The organism is Aureimonas populi, from assembly GCF_017815515.1.
GTDB classification, from domain to species: Bacteria; Pseudomonadota; Alphaproteobacteria; order Rhizobiales; family Rhizobiaceae; genus Aureimonas; species Aureimonas populi.
Genome location: NZ_CP072611.1, coordinates 3,240,582 through 3,256,814, shown reverse-complemented (window position 1 = coordinate 3,256,814; position 16,233 = coordinate 3,240,582). Strand labels below are relative to the sequence as shown.

Genomic DNA, 16,233 nt, shown 5'->3' with positions numbered 1-16,233 from the left:
ACAGCCAGCTCAGCGGCCGATCCATTCCAACCGCAGACAACGAAAAAAGGGCGAGGAATTTCTTCCTCGCCCTTCCAGTGACGCTCCCGAAGGGAGCCTCGTCTTACTGGGCCGGAGCGGCCGGGGTGGTCGCGGGCACACCGCTGTCCGTATCGTCGGCCATGTCCTCGGGCTCACCGTAAGCGGGGGCCGCCTCGAGTTCCTCGCGGGTGACGTTGAGGACGATGCGGTCGGGCAGGTTGTCGTCACCCACCGTCGGCGTCGCAGGCGCGGCCGCTGTGTCCGCGGCAGGCGCGGCCGTGTCCATCGTGGCCGCCGGCGCGGTCGTGTCGGCCGCCGCTGCGGACGGCAGCGAAGCGGCGTCCAGCGGGCCGAACTCGAGCGATTCCATGGACACCGCCACGTCCTTCTGGCCGATGCCGAGGAAGCCGCCGACGCCCACGAGAACCGCGATCACCTGGCCGTTCTCATCGACGAGCGTGTCCGAAATCGAGCCGATGCTCTCACCGTTCGCGTCCTCGACCGACTTGCCTTCGAGGTCGGAGGTGCGCCATGCGCCCATCGGCGGAACGGTAACGAACGGGCCGTCGGCCGTAGCCGTGGTGCCCATCGCGGTTCCGGTGGGCGCCGTCGTCTCGGCTTCCTCACCCATCGGGCCGGTGTCGGTGGCGGGGGCGCCGCTCTCCGGAGCGTCGGAATCCATGGTGCCCGTGGCGGGCGGCGTGGTGCCCATTGCGGGATCGGTCGCTTCCCCGGTGGTGGCCGGCGGGGTGGTCTCCGGCGTGGCGGTCTGTGCGCCGGCCGCGAACGGAATCATCGCCGTCGCGAGCAGGGCGGAATAGATCGTCTTCTTCATCCTTGAGGTCTCCCGATCAAAATGCTGATGTCGGATAAATGGCCGGCTCAAGGGATCGTTCCGCTTTTCGTGACATTTCTGGCACGCTTTTGTCTCCCGGATGCATCGTCCAGCGGCATTTGATGGGTTTTTTCAATGGAATGGCGTGATCGCGCCCTTGTCCTGGGGGTGCGTCGGCATGGCGAGACGAGCGTCGTCGCGGAGCTGATGACGCGGGAGCGCGGGCGCCATCTCGGGCTGGTGCGGGGCGGGCGCTCGCGCCGCCAGCAGCCGGTGCTCCAGCCCGGCAACGAGGTGGAGGCGACGTGGCGCGCGCGCCTCGACGAGCATCTGGGAACGCTGACCCTCGAGCCGGTGACGCTGCGCGCCGCCCAGCTCATGTCCGATCCGCTGGCTCTCCATGCAGTGCAGCTCCTGGCCGCGCATCTGCGCCTCCTGGCCGAGCGCGAGCCCCATGCGCGGCTCTACGAGGCGCTGCGCTTCCTCCTGGAGGAGATGGGGGATGCGCGCGTGGCCGGGGAGGGCATCCTGCGATTCGAGGCCGCGCTTTTGGAGGAGCTGGGATTCGGCCTCGACCTGGAAAGCTGTGCGCTGACCGGCGCGCGCGAGGGGCTGGCCTATGTCTCGCCACGCACCGGCCGCGCCGTGACGGCCGCCGCCGGCGAGCCCTGGAAGGACAAGCTCCTTCCGCTGTCCTCGGTGCTGGCCGGGCGCGGGGGCGCCGTGGAGGCACGGGACCTGGCCGCCGGCTACCGCGTGACCGGGCATTTCCTGGCGCGGCACTTCTGGGAGCCGCGCGCGATGGAGGAGCCGGGCCCCCGCCACGCCTTCCTCGCCGAGCTTGCGCGGCGTTTGGCGCGGGAAGGGGCGGAAGCGCTTGAAAGAGGCGCGGCAAACGATTAATTGGGGTGCAACGCGCCAATACACCGGTGTGTTTTCTTCGGGCCGACTTTTGCTCTTTTTGAGCAAAATAGGTCCGGGCCGGCCCTTGAAGGGAGTGCCGCTATGTCCAGTCTCGCCCGCTTCGCCTCCGTCGTAGGGGAAGGCCGCAGCCCGGCCGTGCCCGCCTGGCTCTCCCGGCCCGCGCACCAGGCGGGGCCGAGCGCCGCCGAGCGCTTCGGCGTGCTGGAGCGCCCCTCGCTCGACTTCACGCCCGAGGTCGCGGCGGAGGTGGAGCCGATCTACGCCAAGGTGGCCCATCACATCCCGCGCATCGAATGGCCGATGCACGCGCCCTACATCGCCGCCATCAACCGGCTGAAGAAAGAGCGCGGCGCGGTCATCCTCGCGCACAACTACCAGACGCCCGAGATCTTCCACGGCGTGGCCGACATCGTGGGCGACAGCCTGCAACTGGCGCGTGAGGCGGCCAAGGTGGAGGCGAAGATCATCGTCCAGTGCGGCGTGCACTTCATGGCCGAGACCTCCAAGCTGATGTGCCCGGACAAGACGGTGCTGATCCCGGACATGCGCGCCGGCTGCTCGCTGGCCGAATCGATCACCGGGGCCGACGTGCGGCTGCTGCGCGAGGCGCATCCGGGCGTTCCCATCGTCACCTATGTGAACACCTCGGCCGAGGTGAAGGCGGAATCGGACATCTGCTGCACCTCCTCCAACGCCGTGCAGGTGGTGGAGAGCCTGGGCGTGGACACCGTGCTGATGATCCCCGACGAGTATCTGGCGCAGAACGTCGCGCGCCAGACGAATGTGAAGATCCTGACCTGGAAGGGCCATTGCGAAGTGCATGAACGCTTCACGGCCGAGGAGCTTCTGGCCTACCGCCGGGCCGACCCCGGCATCCGCATCGTGGCGCATCCCGAGTGCCCGCCGGAGGTGGTGGCCGTGGCCGACTATGCCGGCTCGACCAGCGGCATGATCGACTATGCCACGGCCCAGGCGCCCGGCTCGCGCGTGCTGCTCGTCACCGAGTGCTCCATGGCCTCCAATGTGGAGACGGCGGCCAAGGGCGTTCAGTTCGTCAAGCCCTGCAACATGTGCCCGCACATGAAGCGCATCACGCTGCCCAAGATCCTCGACACCCTGCTCACCATGCGCGAGGAGGTGACGGTGGACCCGGCGCTCGCCGCGCGCGCCCGAGCGGCGGTGGAGCGGATGGTGAACCTGAACAACTGACGCCCTTTCCGGAGCCGTCCCCATGAGCGCCCCTACCGAGGCCGCCGGCCGCCTGGCCCCTGTCGTCATCGTCGGCGGGGGGCTTGCGGGCCTCTTCTGCGCGCTGAAGCTCGCGCCCCGTCGCGCGGTGGTCATCGCCGCCGCGCCCATCGGCCAGGGCGCCTCCTCGGCCTGGGCGCAAGGGGGCATCGCCTCCGCCATGGGCGAGGGCGATACGTTCGAGAAGCATCTGGCCGACACGCTGGCGGCGGGAGCGGGAATCGTGGACGAGGCGATGGCCGCCGGCATGATCGCCGAGGGGCCGGACCGCGTGCATGACCTCCTCTCCTACGGCGTGCCCTTCGACCGCGACCTGGAGGGGCGCCTGAACCTCTCTCGCGAGGCGGCGCATTCGGAGCGGCGCATCGTGCGCGTGCGCGGCGACATGGCCGGGCGCGCCATCATGGAGGCGCTGGTGGCGCGCGTTCGCCAGACCCCCTCCATCGAGCTTTGCGAAAACGCCGTCGCGCAGGATTTGATCGTGGAGGGCGGGCGCGTCACGGGCGTGCGCTTCGCCCATGACGGGCACCTGAACGAATTGCGCGGCGCGGCCGTGGTGCTGGCGTCCGGCGGTATCGGCCAGCTCTATGCCGTCACCACCAATCCGAGCGAAGCCTGTGGGCGGGGGCTCGGCATGGCGGCGCGGGCGGGCGCGCGGATCGCCGATGCAGAATTCGTTCAGTTCCATCCGACCGCCATCGACACGGGGGCCGACCCCGCGCCGCTGGCGACGGAGGCCCTGCGTGGCGACGGCGCGACGCTGATCGACCGCGCCGGGCGGCGCTTCATGTTCGACGTGCACCCGGATGGCGAGCTGGCCCCGCGCGACATCGTGGCGCGCGCGATCTTCCGGCAGGTGGCGAGCGGCGAGGGCGCCTTCCTCGATTGCCGGCAGGCGGTGGGCGCCGAGTTCGCGCAGCGCTTTCCCACCGTCTACGCCTCCTGCATGGCGGCCGGCATCGACCCGGCGGTGGAGCCGATCCCGGTGGTGCCGGCGGTGCATTACCATATGGGCGGCGTGCTGACGGACGAGCACGGGCGCACGTCGCTGCCGGGCCTGTGGGCGTGCGGCGAGGTGACATCCACCGGCGTTCATGGCGCCAATCGCCTCGCGTCCAACTCACTGCTGGAGGCGGTGGTCTTCGCCGCCCGCGTGGCGGCCGACCTGCCGGCCGACCCGGGCATCGGCACGCCGATCTCGCGCATCGGGGCGGCCGAGGAGGGCGAGGGCGACAAGGCCCCGCCGGCCTTGCGCCGGGTGCTGAGCCGCCATGTCGGCGTGGTGCGGGACGCGCAGGGCCTGGCCGAAGCGCTGCTGACGATCGGCGAGTTGCGCGCGGCGCACGGGGCCGGCGCCCACGCCAACGCCACCGCCGCCGCGCTGCTGATCGCGGCCGGCGCCTACCAGCGGCAGGAAAGCCGGGGCGCGCATTACCGCACCGATTTTCCGCAGGCCGAGGAGGGCTGGCACCGGCGCACCGTCATGACGCTGGCCGAGGCAGAGGCGGTTCTCGCCGCGCTTCGCCAAACACGAGGAACGAGCCTTTGAGCATGGCCTACAGACCCGAGCTTCCCGGCCCGATCGTGCGCGAGGCCGTGCGGCTGGCGCTGGCCGAGGATATCGGCCGCGCGGGCGACATCACCAGCCTTGCCACCATCGCGCCGCAGGCACGGGCGCGGGCCACGCTCTCCGCCCGGCAGGACGGGGTTCTATGCGGCCTGCCCTTCGCGGTGGAGGCCTTCGCCCAGATGGACGGCGCCCTGGTGGTGGAGGTGCTGAAGAGCGACGGGGACAGGCTGGCCCCCGGCGAGATCGTGGCGCGGATCGAGGGCCATGCGCGCGCGCTGCTGACGGCCGAGCGCACGGCGCTGAACTTCCTGATGCACCTTTCGGGCGTGGCGAGCCTGACGGCGCGCTACGCGGGCGCTATCGCCCACACGCCGGCGAAGGTCGTGTGCACCAGAAAGACGATCCCCGGCCTCCGCGCGGCCGAAAAATACGCCGTGCGCTGCGGCGGCGGGGCCAACCACCGCTTCGGCCTGGACGACGCCATGCTCATCAAGGACAACCATATCGCCGTGGCGGGCGGCGTGGCGAAGGCCCTGAGGGCCGCGCGGGCCTATGCCGGCCATCTCGTCGCCATCGAGATCGAGGTGGACACGCTGGAGCAGCTCGCGGAGGCGCTGGAGGCGGGGGCGGATGCGGTTCTGCTGGACAATATGGACGCGGGTACGCTGCGCCGCGCGGTGGCGCTGAACGCGGGCCGCGCGCGGCTGGAGGCTTCCGGCAATGTGAGCATCGAGACCATCGCGGCCATCGCGGAGACGGGCGTGGACCTCATCTCGACCTCGAAGATCACCATGTCCGCACCCGCGCTGGATCTGGGGCTCGATATCGCCGTGGACTGAGCGGGTCGGTCCCGGCAGGGACCTCGACACTCCTCCTCACGCCCGCCCGAAGCGGATGCCGGGCGAGGGGCGCTCGCGTGTGACTTCCGGGCGGAAGCGGAAGAGCGCGGCGGGGCGGCCGCCGGTGGCGGCGCTGACCCCGCCGGTGGGCTCCACCAGGCCGGTGTTCTCCACGAAACGGCGGAAGTTCTGCTTGTGCACGGGCCGGCCGGCGATGGCTTCGGCCGCCTTCTGCAATTCGCTCAAGGTGAACTCGGCGGGCAGGAGCTCGAAGATGACCGGGCGGTATTTCAGCTTGGCGCGCAGGCGGGCGATGGCGGTCGCCAGAATGCGGCGATGGTCGAAGCGCATGGGCGTGCCCAGCCTGTCGCATCCCGCGCCCGCCGCCCGGCCGTCGCGCGCCGCCTCTTCCACGAGGCCCGCCTCGTAGAGCATCTCGTAGCGGTCGAGCGCCCGCTCCTCGTCCCAGCCGACGCCGTCCTGCCCGAAGGCGACGGAGAGGCGATCCGTCCACGCGCCCGGGCGCGACGGGCCCGAGGCCGGCGAGGGGGAGAAGGCGGCGAGCGCCGGCACGATCAACTCGTCGATCATCGGCGGGCGTCCCTCGCGCCAGTCCTCCCATGGCAGGTAGCGGTAGAAGGGCTGCCAGCGCGCGCCGGTGGCGGCGAAGGCCTCGTCCTCCTGCGCGTCCGGCCGGGTGAGCGCCAGATAGCCCACCGAGACGACATGCGGCCCCCGGTCGCCCGCCATGCGGTGCCGGCCCCGGTCCCCGAAGGTGTAAAGCTGCTCGACATAGCCCAGAGACAGGCCGGTCTGCTCCCCGACCCAGGAGCGCAGGCCCGTTTCGAAGGTGCGGTGGTTGAGCGGGTCGAAGGGGCCGAAGGGCAGGCCGTCCTCCCCGCCGTCCCCCTTGGGGGCGATGAGGATGCGGGGCGCCGCGCCCGCGACCGAGACGATGGCCGCGTTCAGCCCGACCTCGACCGCCTGCGCGCCGAGGCTCACAGCGCCAGCGGCAGGACGAAGGGCGTGCCGGTGAAGGCGTTCTCGCCCCGCCCGATGCGGCGGATCGCCTCCACCATGCGCCCGCCCCGGCCCAGCCGGAAATCGGCCAGGGCGACGATCAGCGGATTGGGCGTGGCCGAGGGCGCGCGGGCGCGCAGCTCGCGGGCCAGCGCTTCCTCGTCCAGCTCGGGATTGATCGACAGGGCCAGCACATAGGCCGCGGCGGTAGAGCGGGAGATGCCCGCCCAGCAATGGACCGCCAGCGGCGCGCGCCGGTCCCAGCGATGGCCGAACGCCAGCAGCCGGTCGAGATGGTCCTCGCCCGGATGGGTCATGCCGTCGATGGGCTCGGCTATGTCGTTCATGCCCAGGAACAGGTGGCGCTCGGGCCGGATGCTGGAGGGCCGCTCCACGGCGGTGCCCTCGTTGATGAGGGTTACGACATCGAGCGCGCCATGCTCTGCCACGGTATCGGACAGGGCGGCGAGGGAGGAGACGACGAGATAGGTCATGGAAGCTTGATGGCCTTTGTGAAGGAGAGGGCGCAGCCTGCCGCTTCAGCGCGGATGCAGGAGGGCGTCGATCTCCTGAAAGCGGCTGAGATAGGCCTCCTGCGCGCGGCTTGCAGCCAGCGGAGCGAAATCCTGTGGTTCCATGCCGTTGGCCGGGCCGAAGAACGAGGCCGCCTCGGCGGCCGAGAAGCCGGCCAGAAGCACCGCCTCGTAGTAGGCGGAAAGGCGGTCGGCCTTCTTGATGCGCCTTTCCAGCGCGGCCGGCAGGTCGGGGCTGAGGCCGAAGCGCAGATGGATGGCGCGCTGGAGCCGCTTCTCCACGCTCTTGTAATGCTCGCCCAGCACGCTCTTGAATGGCGAGATCATGTCGCCGATCACATATTCCGGCCCGTCATGCAGAAGCGCGGCGAGGCGGCAGCGCGGGTCCGGCTCCTCCTGCGCCACGATCCGCTCCACGATCAGCGAGTGCTGCGCCACGGAGAAGGCGTGGTCGCCCTTGGTCTGGCCGTTCCAGCGCGCGACACGCGCCAGCCCGTGGGCGATGTCCTCGATCTCGATGTCGAGCGGCGAGGGATCGATGAGGTCCAGCCGGCGGCCGGACAGCATCCGCTGCCAGACGCGGGAGGTCTTCGCCTTCAGGGCGCGGCTCACGAGGCGTCCCCGGCCGGGGCCTCCTCCGGCAGGGCGTAGCCGGCCCATTCGGGAATCTCGGCCTGTGCCGGCACGCCGTCCACCACCAGCTCCTCGCCGGCCCGCAGCGCGCCGGCCACCTTGTCGATCCGCACCAGCGCGGCCGCCACGGTGCCGGCGGCGGCCAGCACCGTGCCCACGGTACGCCCGCCAACTTCCACATTGGCGCCGGGCGTGATGTGGCTCTCGGCCCGCAGCACCATCACGCGCCGGCGCGCCGTGCCGCGATGCTGCATGCGCGAGACGACCTCCTGGCCCACGTAGCAGCCCTTCCTGAAGGAGACCCCGTCGTTCTGGTCCAGAAGCACGTCATGGGGAAAGACGTCGGAGGCGGGGAAGTCGGCCTCCGCCTCCATGATACCGGCCGCGATGCGCAGGGCATGGAAATCCTGCGCGTCGCCGGCCAGCGGCTCGCCATAGTGCCGGCGCACATTGCCCTGCGTGAAGCGCCTGTCGACGAGGCCGTCCTCGCCCGCCTCCTCCCATGAAACGCCCACCGCCTCCTCGCCGGGCGCCAGCGCCACCTTGGAGCGCAGCTTGTAGAGGGTGAGACGCTTCAGAAGATCGGCGCGCGCCACGCCGGCTACATCGAGCCGGAAGCCGCCCTCGATGCGGCTGACGAGGAAATCGAACAGGATCTTGCCCTGCGGGGTGAGGAGCGCGGCCGGGCGCGCCTCGCCCTCGCCGAGCATGTCGAGATCGGCGGTGATCAGGTTCTGCAGGAAGTGCCCGGCATCCTCGCCGGTGACGGTGAGGATCGCGCGGTCGGGCAAGGGGGCGGAGGGCATCGGGTGCGACCTTCGGATTCGTTTGTGCATGTCCTTGGGCAGAGATATGCGCGCGCGGGCTTGCTCCCGCAACCGCACCGCCTTATCGCCACCCCAGCGGAAGGGGATCGGCATGGCACAGACATTCGAGCGCGTCCTGAGAGGCGGAACGGTCGTCAACCAGGACGGGGCGGGTCTTCGCGACATCGGCATCGCGGGCGGGCGCATCGTGCATATCGGCGAGATCGGGGCGGGCAGCGCGGGCGAAGTCGTGGACTGCACGGGCCTGCACATCCTGCCCGGCGTGATCGACAGCCAGGTGCATTTCCGCGAGCCGGGGCCGACGCACAAGGAGGACCTCGAATCGGGCTCCCGCGCGGCGGTGCTGGGCGGCGTGACCACCGTGTTCGAGATGCCGAACACCGACCCGCTGACCACCAGCGAGGCGGCGCTGGCCGACAAGCTGGCGCGCGGGCGCCACCGGATGCATTGCGACTTCGCCTTCTGGGTGGGCGGCACGCGGGAGAACGCGGCTGATGTCGCGGAGCTGGAACGCCTGCCCGGCGCGGCCGGCATCAAGGTGTTCATGGGCTCCTCCACCGGCTCGCTGCTGGTCGAGGACGACGAGGGCGTGCGCGAGATCCTGAGGCGCACCCGCCGGCGCGCGGCCTTCCACTCCGAGGACGAGTTCCGCCTGCGCGAGCGCCTGGGCGAGCGGATCGAGGGCGACCCCGCCTCGCATCCCGTGTGGCGCGACGAGGTGGCGGCGCTGCGCTGCACGCAGCGCCTGGTGCGCATCGCGGAGGAGACCGGCGCGCGCATCCATGTCCTGCATATCTCGACGGCCGAGGAGATCGCCTTCCTCGCCGGCCACAAGGACCTCGTGACATGCGAGGCGACGCCCCATCACCTGACCATGGACGCCTCGGACTATGCGCGGCTCGGCACCAAGCTCCAGATGAACCCGCCGGTGCGCGAGGCGCGCCATCGCGAGGGCCTGTGGCGCGGCCTTGCCGAAGGCGTGGTGGACGTGCTCGGCTCCGACCACGCCCCCCATACGCTGGAGGAGAAGGCCAAGCCCTATCCGGCCTCGCCCTCCGGCATGACGGGCGTGCAGACGCTCGTGCCGATCATGCTCGACCATGTGGCGAACGGCCGCCTTTCCCTGGCGCGCTTGGTGGATCTGACCTCGGCCGGCCCGCAGCGCCTTTTCGGCCTGGCCGGCAAGGGGCGGATCGCGCCCGGCTACGATGCCGACTTCACGGTGGTGGATTTGAAGCGCCGCGAGACCATCCGCGACGGCTGGATCGGCTCCAAGTCGCAATGGACGCCGTATGACGGCAAGCCGGTGACCGGGTGGCCGGTGGGCACCTTCATCCGTGGCCGCAAGGCGATGTGGGAGGGCGAGTTGGTGGAGACCGCGACGGGCGAGCCGGCGCGCTTCGCGGAGACGGGGGCCCGGCGCGTTTAGCGCGCCCGGGGCCGCCCCTCACGGGCGCTCTCAGTCTCCGGCGAGGAAGAATTCCAGGCGGCCCTCCGGCGAGATGCCGACGCGGTAGAAATCATAGGCGCCGTTGGCCACCATGTTCTGGTAGTCGCCGGCGGTAACGATCTCGAACAGCTCCACGAGCTGCGGGTTCGTCAGCTCCTCCAGCGGAACCTGCGTGAAATAGGGCCAGACATAGATCTCGTTCTCGCCCCCGGGGTCCATTCGCACATGGCCCGAGAGCAGCACTTCCAGAAGGATCGCCAGGATTTCGACGCCCTCGCCATCGCCGGACGCCCGCTTGAGGAAGGCGACGGGGTCCTCGTCCACCGGCACCACGGACAAGGCGGTCGGCCGGGAGCCGGTCTCCAGATAGGGGCGCAGCGCCTCGATCTCGCCCGCCCGCGCGATCTCGATCAGACGCTGGCGAAGATCGCGCGCGGGCGCGCTCAAGCCCTCGTCGCCGTAGCGGACGGGAAGCGGCGCGGTATCGGGCGCGGCCGCCTCCGCGGAGTCCGGCTCGCCGGGAGCTACGTCCGGTTCGGCCGGGCTCTCCTCGCCGGGGAGGGGCGGCAGGGGGACGGAGAGAATGCCGTCCAGGCTGCGGGTGCCGCCGTTCTCGCCGGATATCTGGGAGAAGGCCAGAACGGACGGAACCGCCGCTGGCGACAGGTGCGCCACGGCGGTGATCGCGGACAGGGAAGCGGTGCGGATGAGTCTCATCACGCCTCGAATGCGGATTTCGGGCCGGGGCTACTGGAGGGTTCTGTCGGCGATGAATTCGCCCGCGACGATGCGCTGGCGAAGCTGGTCGAGAAGCTGCAGAACCTCGTCCTCGCCATGCCGGCGCACAAGCTCGGTCAAGGCCGTCGAAATGGCGGTCTCGGCCAGAATCTCGGCCTCGATGCCGTCCGAGAATCCATCGGCCCAGGCTTCGCTGTGATACTCGAACGCCACCTGCTTCTTCTCGGCGGCGATCATCTCGTCGAGCTCTGTGCCCTGCATGTCGATCATTCGCGAAACCTCCAATTGAGCCGTCGCGATTCACGGCCCGTTAAATGTTTAGCACGTCGCAGGCCTGTTCGCGCGGGGGAGCGCGGCGCAACCTTAACGAAATCTTAATTCCCGTACCTTGCGGCAATATCGCGCGAGAGCTGCTCGCCTTCGTCGAGATAGCGGCGAATCGCGACGTTCGCCGCAGGCGTACAACTGCGGTAAGTCGATTCGAAGGCACGATAGCCGCCGTTGAACCGCGAGATCAGGATGCGTCGGTCCGCCTCGTTGGGATTTTGCGCCGCGATCAACTCGTTCATCTTGTCGCGCCACAGATCCGCGTCCTCCTCCTCGCACAGCCGGCGCAGGAAGTGCATGGAGCCCAGAATGCTGGACAACCGGCCGAGAGGCTGCATGAAAGCCGCGCCGGAGGGGCGCGTGGGCGAGGTGGCGGCCGCCTCGCCCTCCTCGGCCACCGGCGCCTCCGCGGGCGCCTGCGCGTGCGCGGGCAGGGCGGTGGCCAGAAGGCCGGCGAAGAGGACCGGTAGAAGCGTAGGGCGGCGAGGCAGGAGCATGGTGTGACTCTGACGCCTGCATGCCGTCATTTCAAGGCAAGTTGCGCTTTATGGTTGCCGCGCGGCCTCGGCCAGCGCGGCCACGGCCGCCAGCCCCGGTGTCGTGCGCCCCGCCGCCTCCAGAGCGCGGACCTCACCGGGGGCGACGAAGCGCAGCGAGGCGGCGTCGTCGCCCGCCCGAGGTGCGGCATCGGGCGGAAGCTCGCCCTGGAAGACGGCAATGACGGCGTGGGAGCCTTCGGCGAGGGCGATGGCCTGATGAAGGTGCAGGAAGGAGAGGCGGCGCGGCGCAAGGCCGGTTTCCTCTGCCACTTCCCGCAGGATGGCGGCGTCCAGCGTCTCGCCGAACTCGACCCGTCCGCCCGGCAGGCTGAGAAGGCCGGCAAAGGGCGCGCGGCCGCGCTCCACCAGAAGCAGGTCGCCGCCGCGGAAGAGGCAGGCCGAAACGGCGAGGACGGGACGCGGCGAATTCATCGCGGCAGACTGCACGGCGAGCGCGCGGGCGCAAGCTTGACACGGGGACGCGGCCAGCCGAACCAGAGGCCATGTGCGGACGATTCACGCTGACGAGCCCGGCGCAGGCGCTGGAAGAGCTGTTCGAGACGGAAGTCGAGCCTTTCCCGCCGCGCTACAATATCGCGCCGACGCAGCCGATCCTGATCGTCATCGGCGCGGAGCGCCGCGCCATGCTGGCGCGCTGGGGGCTGATCCCGGCTTTCGCCAAGGACCCGTCCAGCCTGCCTCTCATGTTCAACGCGCGTTCGGAAACGGCGGCCGAGAAGGCCTCCTTCCGCGCCGCGATGCGCTATCGGCGCTGTCTGGTTCCGGCGGATGGCTTCTATGAATGGCGCAAGTTGGGGAAGGGGCGCTCGCAGCCCTTCTTCGTCCGGCCGGCAGACGGGCGACCGCTGGCCTTCGCCGGCCTGATGGAGACTTTTCTGGCGCCCGATGGCAGCGAGATCGACACGGCCGCCATCCTGACGACGGGCGCGAACGAGACGCTGCGGCCGATCCATGAGCGGATGCCGGTGGTGATCGGGCGCGCGGACTTCCCGCGCTGGCTGGACTGCCGGGAGGTGGGGCCGGCGGGCGTGGCAAGCCTGCTGCGCCCGGCCGAGGAGGCGTTCTTCGAGGCGGTTCCGGTTTCGGCGGCCATCAACAAGGTCGCCAATATGGGCCCCGAGGTGCAGGCGCCGGCCGTCGAGAAAGGGGAGCGGGCGCAGGAGATCGCGCCCGCCGCACAGGGAACCCTGCCGTTCTAGCCGTGCGCGGCCGCCGGAAGCGCTTTCAGTCCGCGTGGCGGAAGGTGAGGGCCTGCGGCTGCATCAGCGGGCGGGAAACCTCCGTCCGGCGGCGCACGGCGGCGCACGCGGCGGCGATCGAGGCGATGCCGATGGCCTTGTAATGGGCCAGAAGCTTGGTTTCCTTCTCGCGTTCCCTCTTGGAGCGGAAGGCGATGTTGTGCGGGGCCATTTTCGTGCGTCCTGTCGATGCGCGGTGCGATGAAGAGAAGATGGTGGCCGAATGCGGCGGTTCGGCGACGATTTAAGGTAAAGACCATGGATTTATACTTAAGAAAATATGTCCACGCCGTTCATCCTGGCGACAGGATTCGCCTAATAGCTGTCAGAACCCCTGGTTGCCGGCCTTGTGCGCCTGCGGCGAAGATGAACGCAACAAGAAGCGGTTCTCATCGGCCCACCGATACACGACGGCCTGTTTCCTTTTCGCCACAGAGCCGGTTTGTGGATTTCGGGAATTGCCGTTAGCAAACGGCTCGCAGGCGGCAGGAGCATTCCACGTTGGACGACGGTTTTCGCGGACTTTCCCTCACCAACACCCTCACGCGGCGCAAGGAAGCCTTCCGGCCGCTCGACTGGGCGGACGGTGCGCTCGCGCCCGCCGACCGGCGCGTGCGCATGTATGTGTGCGGGCCGACGGTCTACGACTTCGCCCATATCGGCAATGCGCGGCCGGTCATCGTGTTCGACGTGCTCTTCCGCCTGTTGCGCCATCTCTACGGGGAGAGCCATGTCGTCTATGCCCGCAACATCACGGACGTGGACGACAAGATCAACGCGCGGGCCGCGCGCGACTTTCCCGGCCTGCCGCTGAACGAGGCCATCGCGCGCGTGACGGAAGGCACGGCCGCGCAGTTCCACAGGGATGTCGCCGCGCTCGGCAACCTGCCGCCCACGCATGAGCCGCGCGCCACCGCTTTCGTCAGCCCACGCGCCGACGGGCTGCCGGACATGATCTCGATGATCGGCACGCTTCTGGAGAAGGGCCACGCCTATGTGGCCGGGGGGGAGGTGCTGTTCGACGTATCTTCCATGCCGGCCTATGGCGCGCTGTCGCGCCGCCGGCTGGAGGAGCAGCAGGCCGGCGCGCGCGTGGCGGTGGAGGCCCACAAGCGCGACCCGGCCGATTTCGTGCTCTGGAAGCTTTCGAGCGAGGCGGAGCCCGGCTGGGAAAGCCCCTGGGGCCGGGGGCGGCCGGGCTGGCATATCGAATGCTCTGTGATGAGCGAGGCCTATCTCGGCCGCGTCTTCGACATCCATGGCGGCGGGCTCGACCTCATCTTCCCGCACCATGAGAACGAGCTGGCGCAATCCTGCTGCGCCCACGGCACGGACCGCATGGCGCAGGTGTGGATGCACAACGGCTTCCTCCAGGTGGAGGGGCGCAAGATGTCGAAGTCCGAAGGCAACTTCCTGACCATCGCCGATGTCCTGGAAAAGGAGAGCGTCGGCGGGCGGCGCTGGCCGGGGGAGGCGGTACGGCTGATGATGATGAAGACGCATTATCGCGAGCCGATCGACTTCACCCTCGCCAGGCTCGAGGAGGCGGTGCGCGAGCTGGACCGGTGGGAGCGCATGGCCCGCGCCGCGCCCGCCGCACCGGCGCGCGCGCCGGACGAGGCGTTCCTCGCCGCGCTGTGCGACGACCTCAACATCGCCGCCGCCATCGCGCGGGTGCATGAGCTGTTCGACGCGGGGCAGATCGCCCCGGCGCTGGCGAGCCTTGCTCTCCTCGGCCTCGACCCCGTGCGCGAGGAGGGGCTGGACGCGGGCTCGCTCGCCCGGATCGAGGAGCGGCTGGCGCTTCTCAAGGCGCGCGACTTCGCGGCCGCGGACGCCATCCGCGCCGAGCTGGGTGCGAAGGGCATCCAGCTCAAGGATGGCAAGGACCCCGCCACGGGCGAGCGGACCACCAGTTGGGAGGTGAGGCGATGAGGGGAGACGAGGCGAGGCTGTATCCCTCCATCGAGCCCTTCGCCTCCGGCCGGCTGCCGGTGGGGGACGGGCATGAGCTTTACTGGGAGCTGTGCGGCAACCCGGAGGGCAAGCCGGCCGTGTTCCTGCATGGCGGGCCGGGCAGCGGCTGCGGCCCGGTGCATCGCCGGCTGTTCGATCCGGCGCGCTACAAGGTGCTGCTCTTCGACCAGCGCGGCTGCGGGCGCTCCACGCCGCTGGCGACGCTGGAGGCCAACACGACCTGGCATCTCGTGGCCGATATCGAGCGGCTCCGCACGCATTTCGGCGTGGAGCGCTGGATGGTGTTCGGCGGCTCCTGGGGCGCGACGCTGGGCCTCGCCTATGCGCAGAGCCACCCGGAGCGGGTGAGCGAGATGGTGCTGCGCGGCGTCTTCTCCGGCCGCAAGGCGGAGCTGGACTGGTTCTACCGCGCCGGGGCAAGCCGCCTCTTTCCCGACGAATGGGAGCTGTTCCTCGCCCCGCTGGAGGAGGGCGAGCGGGCGGACCCCATCGCCGCCTATCGCCGGCTGCTGACGCATGAGGACCCGGCCGAGCGCGGCCGCGCAGCGCGCGCATGGACACGCTGGGAGGCCCGTACCGTCTCCATGCGCACGCTGCCGGTCCTGCCGGTGGACGGGACGGCGGCCAGCGCCGCGACGCTCGCCTTCGCGCGCATCGAGAACCATTATTTCGTGCACGACCTCTGGCTGGAGGAAGGCCAGCTCCTGCGGCAGGCGCACCGCCTTTCCGGCATTCCGGGCGTGATCGTGCAGGGGCGCTACGACGTGGTGACGCCGCCCATCACGGCCTGGGAGCTGCACAAGGCGTGGGCCGGCTCGCAACTGACCATCGTGGAGGATGCCGGCCACGCCTTCTCCGAGCCGGGCACGCTGAAGGCGCTGGTCGCGGCGACCGACAGGCTTGCCGGTTGACCCGAACGGGCGCTCGCCCATTCTTCGAAGAACGAAACGCCGGAGGGAAGCGCCATGAGCCTCGACAACAAGCCCGTCTATGCCGGCGGGTGCCAATGCGGTGCGGTGCGCTTCCGAATCGAGGGCGCGCTTTCCGCCTCCATCTGCCATTGCCGCATGTGCCAGAAGGCGTTCGGCGCCTTCTACGCGCCGCTCGTCTCCACCCGTGGCGCGCGCCTGGAATGGACGAAGGCGGAGCCGAAGCGCTTCCGCTCCTCTTCGCTCGCCGAGCGCGGCTTCTGCCCCGAATGCGGCACGCCGCTGACCTACGAGACGCCGGCGGGCCTCTCCCTGGCCCATGGCGCGTTCGACGACCCTTCGGCGGTATGGCCGGACAGGCAATACGGGCTCGAAGCCAAGCTGCCCTTCGTCGACGAACTGGGCCACCTGCCGGGCACGACGACGCAGGAGGACGCGGAAACGGACCCCGCGCTGCGCGATCTGCGCTCGTACCAGCACCCGGACCACGACTGATCCATCAGCGCGGTGAATGACTGGGATCAGGGAAATCGGGTGTCCCCGGCCGCGCGCGGCTGGTAAAAG

19 protein-coding genes are annotated in these 16,233 nt (G+C 70.0%); 9 read left to right on the top strand and 10 right to left on the bottom strand.

All coding sequences use genetic code 11. The features are described 5' to 3' along the window. Positions 1–103 precede the first annotated feature (103 nt). On the bottom strand, positions 104–856 hold the full coding sequence (locus J7654_RS15480) for a PRC-barrel domain-containing protein (protein ID WP_209736763.1): 753 nt from the start codon (positions 854–856) through the stop codon (positions 104–106). Between the two features lie 135 nt (positions 857–991). Here J7654_RS15480 and recO point away from each other — a divergent pair, with 135 nt between their 5' ends. The 4 genes from recO (at position 992) to nadC (ending at position 5,437) form a co-directional block, all read left to right on the top strand. Then, a complete protein-coding gene (recO, locus tag J7654_RS15475) occupies positions 992–1,759 on the top strand; it encodes a DNA repair protein RecO (RefSeq protein WP_209736762.1) in 768 nt (255 codons plus the stop codon). Positions 1,760–1,861: 102 nt separating this feature from the next. Next, positions 1,862–2,989, top strand: coding sequence for a quinolinate synthase NadA (gene nadA, locus J7654_RS15470; protein WP_209736761.1), 1,128 nt, complete (start codon positions 1,862–1,864; stop codon positions 2,987–2,989). 22 nt (positions 2,990–3,011) lie between these two features. After that, a complete protein-coding gene (locus J7654_RS15465) occupies positions 3,012–4,577 on the top strand; it encodes an L-aspartate oxidase (protein ID WP_209736760.1) in 1,566 nt (521 codons plus the stop codon). Between the two features lie 2 nt (positions 4,578–4,579). Continuing rightward, a complete protein-coding gene (gene nadC / locus J7654_RS15460; protein WP_209736759.1) occupies positions 4,580–5,437 on the top strand; it encodes a carboxylating nicotinate-nucleotide diphosphorylase in 858 nt (285 codons plus the stop codon). Between the two features lie 36 nt (positions 5,438–5,473). Here the strand turns inward: nadC and J7654_RS15455 are convergent, their stop codons facing one another. The 4 genes from J7654_RS15455 to ygfZ are packed head-to-tail and all read right to left on the bottom strand — an operon-like array spanning position 5,474 to position 8,429. Beyond that, on the bottom strand, positions 5,474–6,439 hold the full coding sequence (locus tag J7654_RS15455; RefSeq protein ID WP_209736758.1) for an NUDIX hydrolase: 966 nt from the start codon (positions 6,437–6,439) through the stop codon (positions 5,474–5,476). Further along, a complete protein-coding gene (locus J7654_RS15450; RefSeq protein ID WP_209736757.1) occupies positions 6,436–6,951 on the bottom strand; it encodes a tyrosine phosphatase family protein in 516 nt (171 codons plus the stop codon). The genes J7654_RS15455 and J7654_RS15450 overlap by 4 nt, the downstream gene beginning before the upstream one ends. 45 nt (positions 6,952–6,996) lie before the next feature. After that, complete coding sequence (locus J7654_RS15445; protein WP_245195783.1) at positions 6,997–7,557, bottom strand: YfbR-like 5'-deoxynucleotidase; 561 nt, start codon at positions 7,555–7,557, stop codon at positions 6,997–6,999. A 41-nt stretch (positions 7,558–7,598) separates the two neighbouring features. Then, complete coding sequence (ygfZ, locus tag J7654_RS15440) at positions 7,599–8,429, bottom strand: CAF17-like 4Fe-4S cluster assembly/insertion protein YgfZ (RefSeq protein WP_209736755.1); 831 nt, start codon at positions 8,427–8,429, stop codon at positions 7,599–7,601. Between the two features lie 112 nt (positions 8,430–8,541). Between ygfZ and J7654_RS15435 the strand changes: the two genes are divergently transcribed. Further along, entirely contained in the window at positions 8,542–9,879 is a 1,338-nt protein-coding gene (locus J7654_RS15435) for a dihydroorotase (RefSeq protein ID WP_209736754.1), read from the top strand. Positions 9,880–9,909: 30 nt separating this feature from the next. On the opposite strand, the gene J7654_RS15430 is transcribed toward J7654_RS15435, so the two are convergent. The 4 genes from J7654_RS15430 to J7654_RS15415 form a co-directional block, all read right to left on the bottom strand. After that, positions 9,910–10,617 (bottom strand): hypothetical protein, encoded by a 708-nt coding sequence (locus J7654_RS15430; protein ID WP_209736753.1) that lies wholly within the window; start codon positions 10,615–10,617, stop codon positions 9,910–9,912. Positions 10,618–10,647: 30 nt separating this feature from the next. Further along, positions 10,648–10,908, bottom strand: a complete 261-nt coding sequence (locus J7654_RS15425) for a hypothetical protein (protein WP_209736752.1) — start codon at positions 10,906–10,908, stop codon at positions 10,648–10,650. A gap of 104 nt (positions 10,909–11,012) precedes the next feature. Further along, positions 11,013–11,462, bottom strand: coding sequence for a TIGR02301 family protein (locus J7654_RS15420; RefSeq protein ID WP_209736751.1), 450 nt, complete (start codon positions 11,460–11,462; stop codon positions 11,013–11,015). Positions 11,463–11,510: 48 nt separating this feature from the next. Next, entirely contained in the window at positions 11,511–11,936 is a 426-nt protein-coding gene (locus J7654_RS15415) for an NUDIX hydrolase (protein ID WP_209736750.1), read from the bottom strand. Positions 11,937–12,007: 71 nt separating this feature from the next. Here J7654_RS15415 and J7654_RS15410 point away from each other — a divergent pair, with 71 nt between their 5' ends. Then, complete coding sequence (locus J7654_RS15410; protein WP_209736749.1) at positions 12,008–12,724, top strand: SOS response-associated peptidase; 717 nt, start codon at positions 12,008–12,010, stop codon at positions 12,722–12,724. Positions 12,725–12,749: 25 nt separating this feature from the next. Here the strand turns inward: J7654_RS15410 and J7654_RS15405 are convergent, their stop codons facing one another. Further along, a complete protein-coding gene (locus J7654_RS15405) occupies positions 12,750–12,935 on the bottom strand; it encodes a hypothetical protein (RefSeq protein ID WP_209736748.1) in 186 nt (61 codons plus the stop codon). Between the two features lie 329 nt (positions 12,936–13,264). On the opposite strand from J7654_RS15405, the gene cysS reads away from it, so the two are divergent. The 3 genes from cysS to J7654_RS15390 are packed head-to-tail and all read left to right on the top strand — an operon-like array spanning position 13,265 to position 16,164. Further along, entirely contained in the window at positions 13,265–14,698 is a 1,434-nt protein-coding gene (cysS, locus tag J7654_RS15400) for a cysteine--tRNA ligase (RefSeq protein WP_209736747.1), read from the top strand. Then, positions 14,695–15,651 (top strand): prolyl aminopeptidase, encoded by a 957-nt coding sequence (gene pip / locus J7654_RS15395; protein WP_209736746.1) that lies wholly within the window; start codon positions 14,695–14,697, stop codon positions 15,649–15,651. Before cysS ends, pip begins: the two co-directional genes overlap by 4 nt. A gap of 54 nt (positions 15,652–15,705) precedes the next feature. Further along, entirely contained in the window at positions 15,706–16,164 is a 459-nt protein-coding gene (locus tag J7654_RS15390) for a GFA family protein (RefSeq protein ID WP_209736745.1), read from the top strand. The last annotated feature ends 69 nt before the right edge of the window (positions 16,165–16,233 follow it).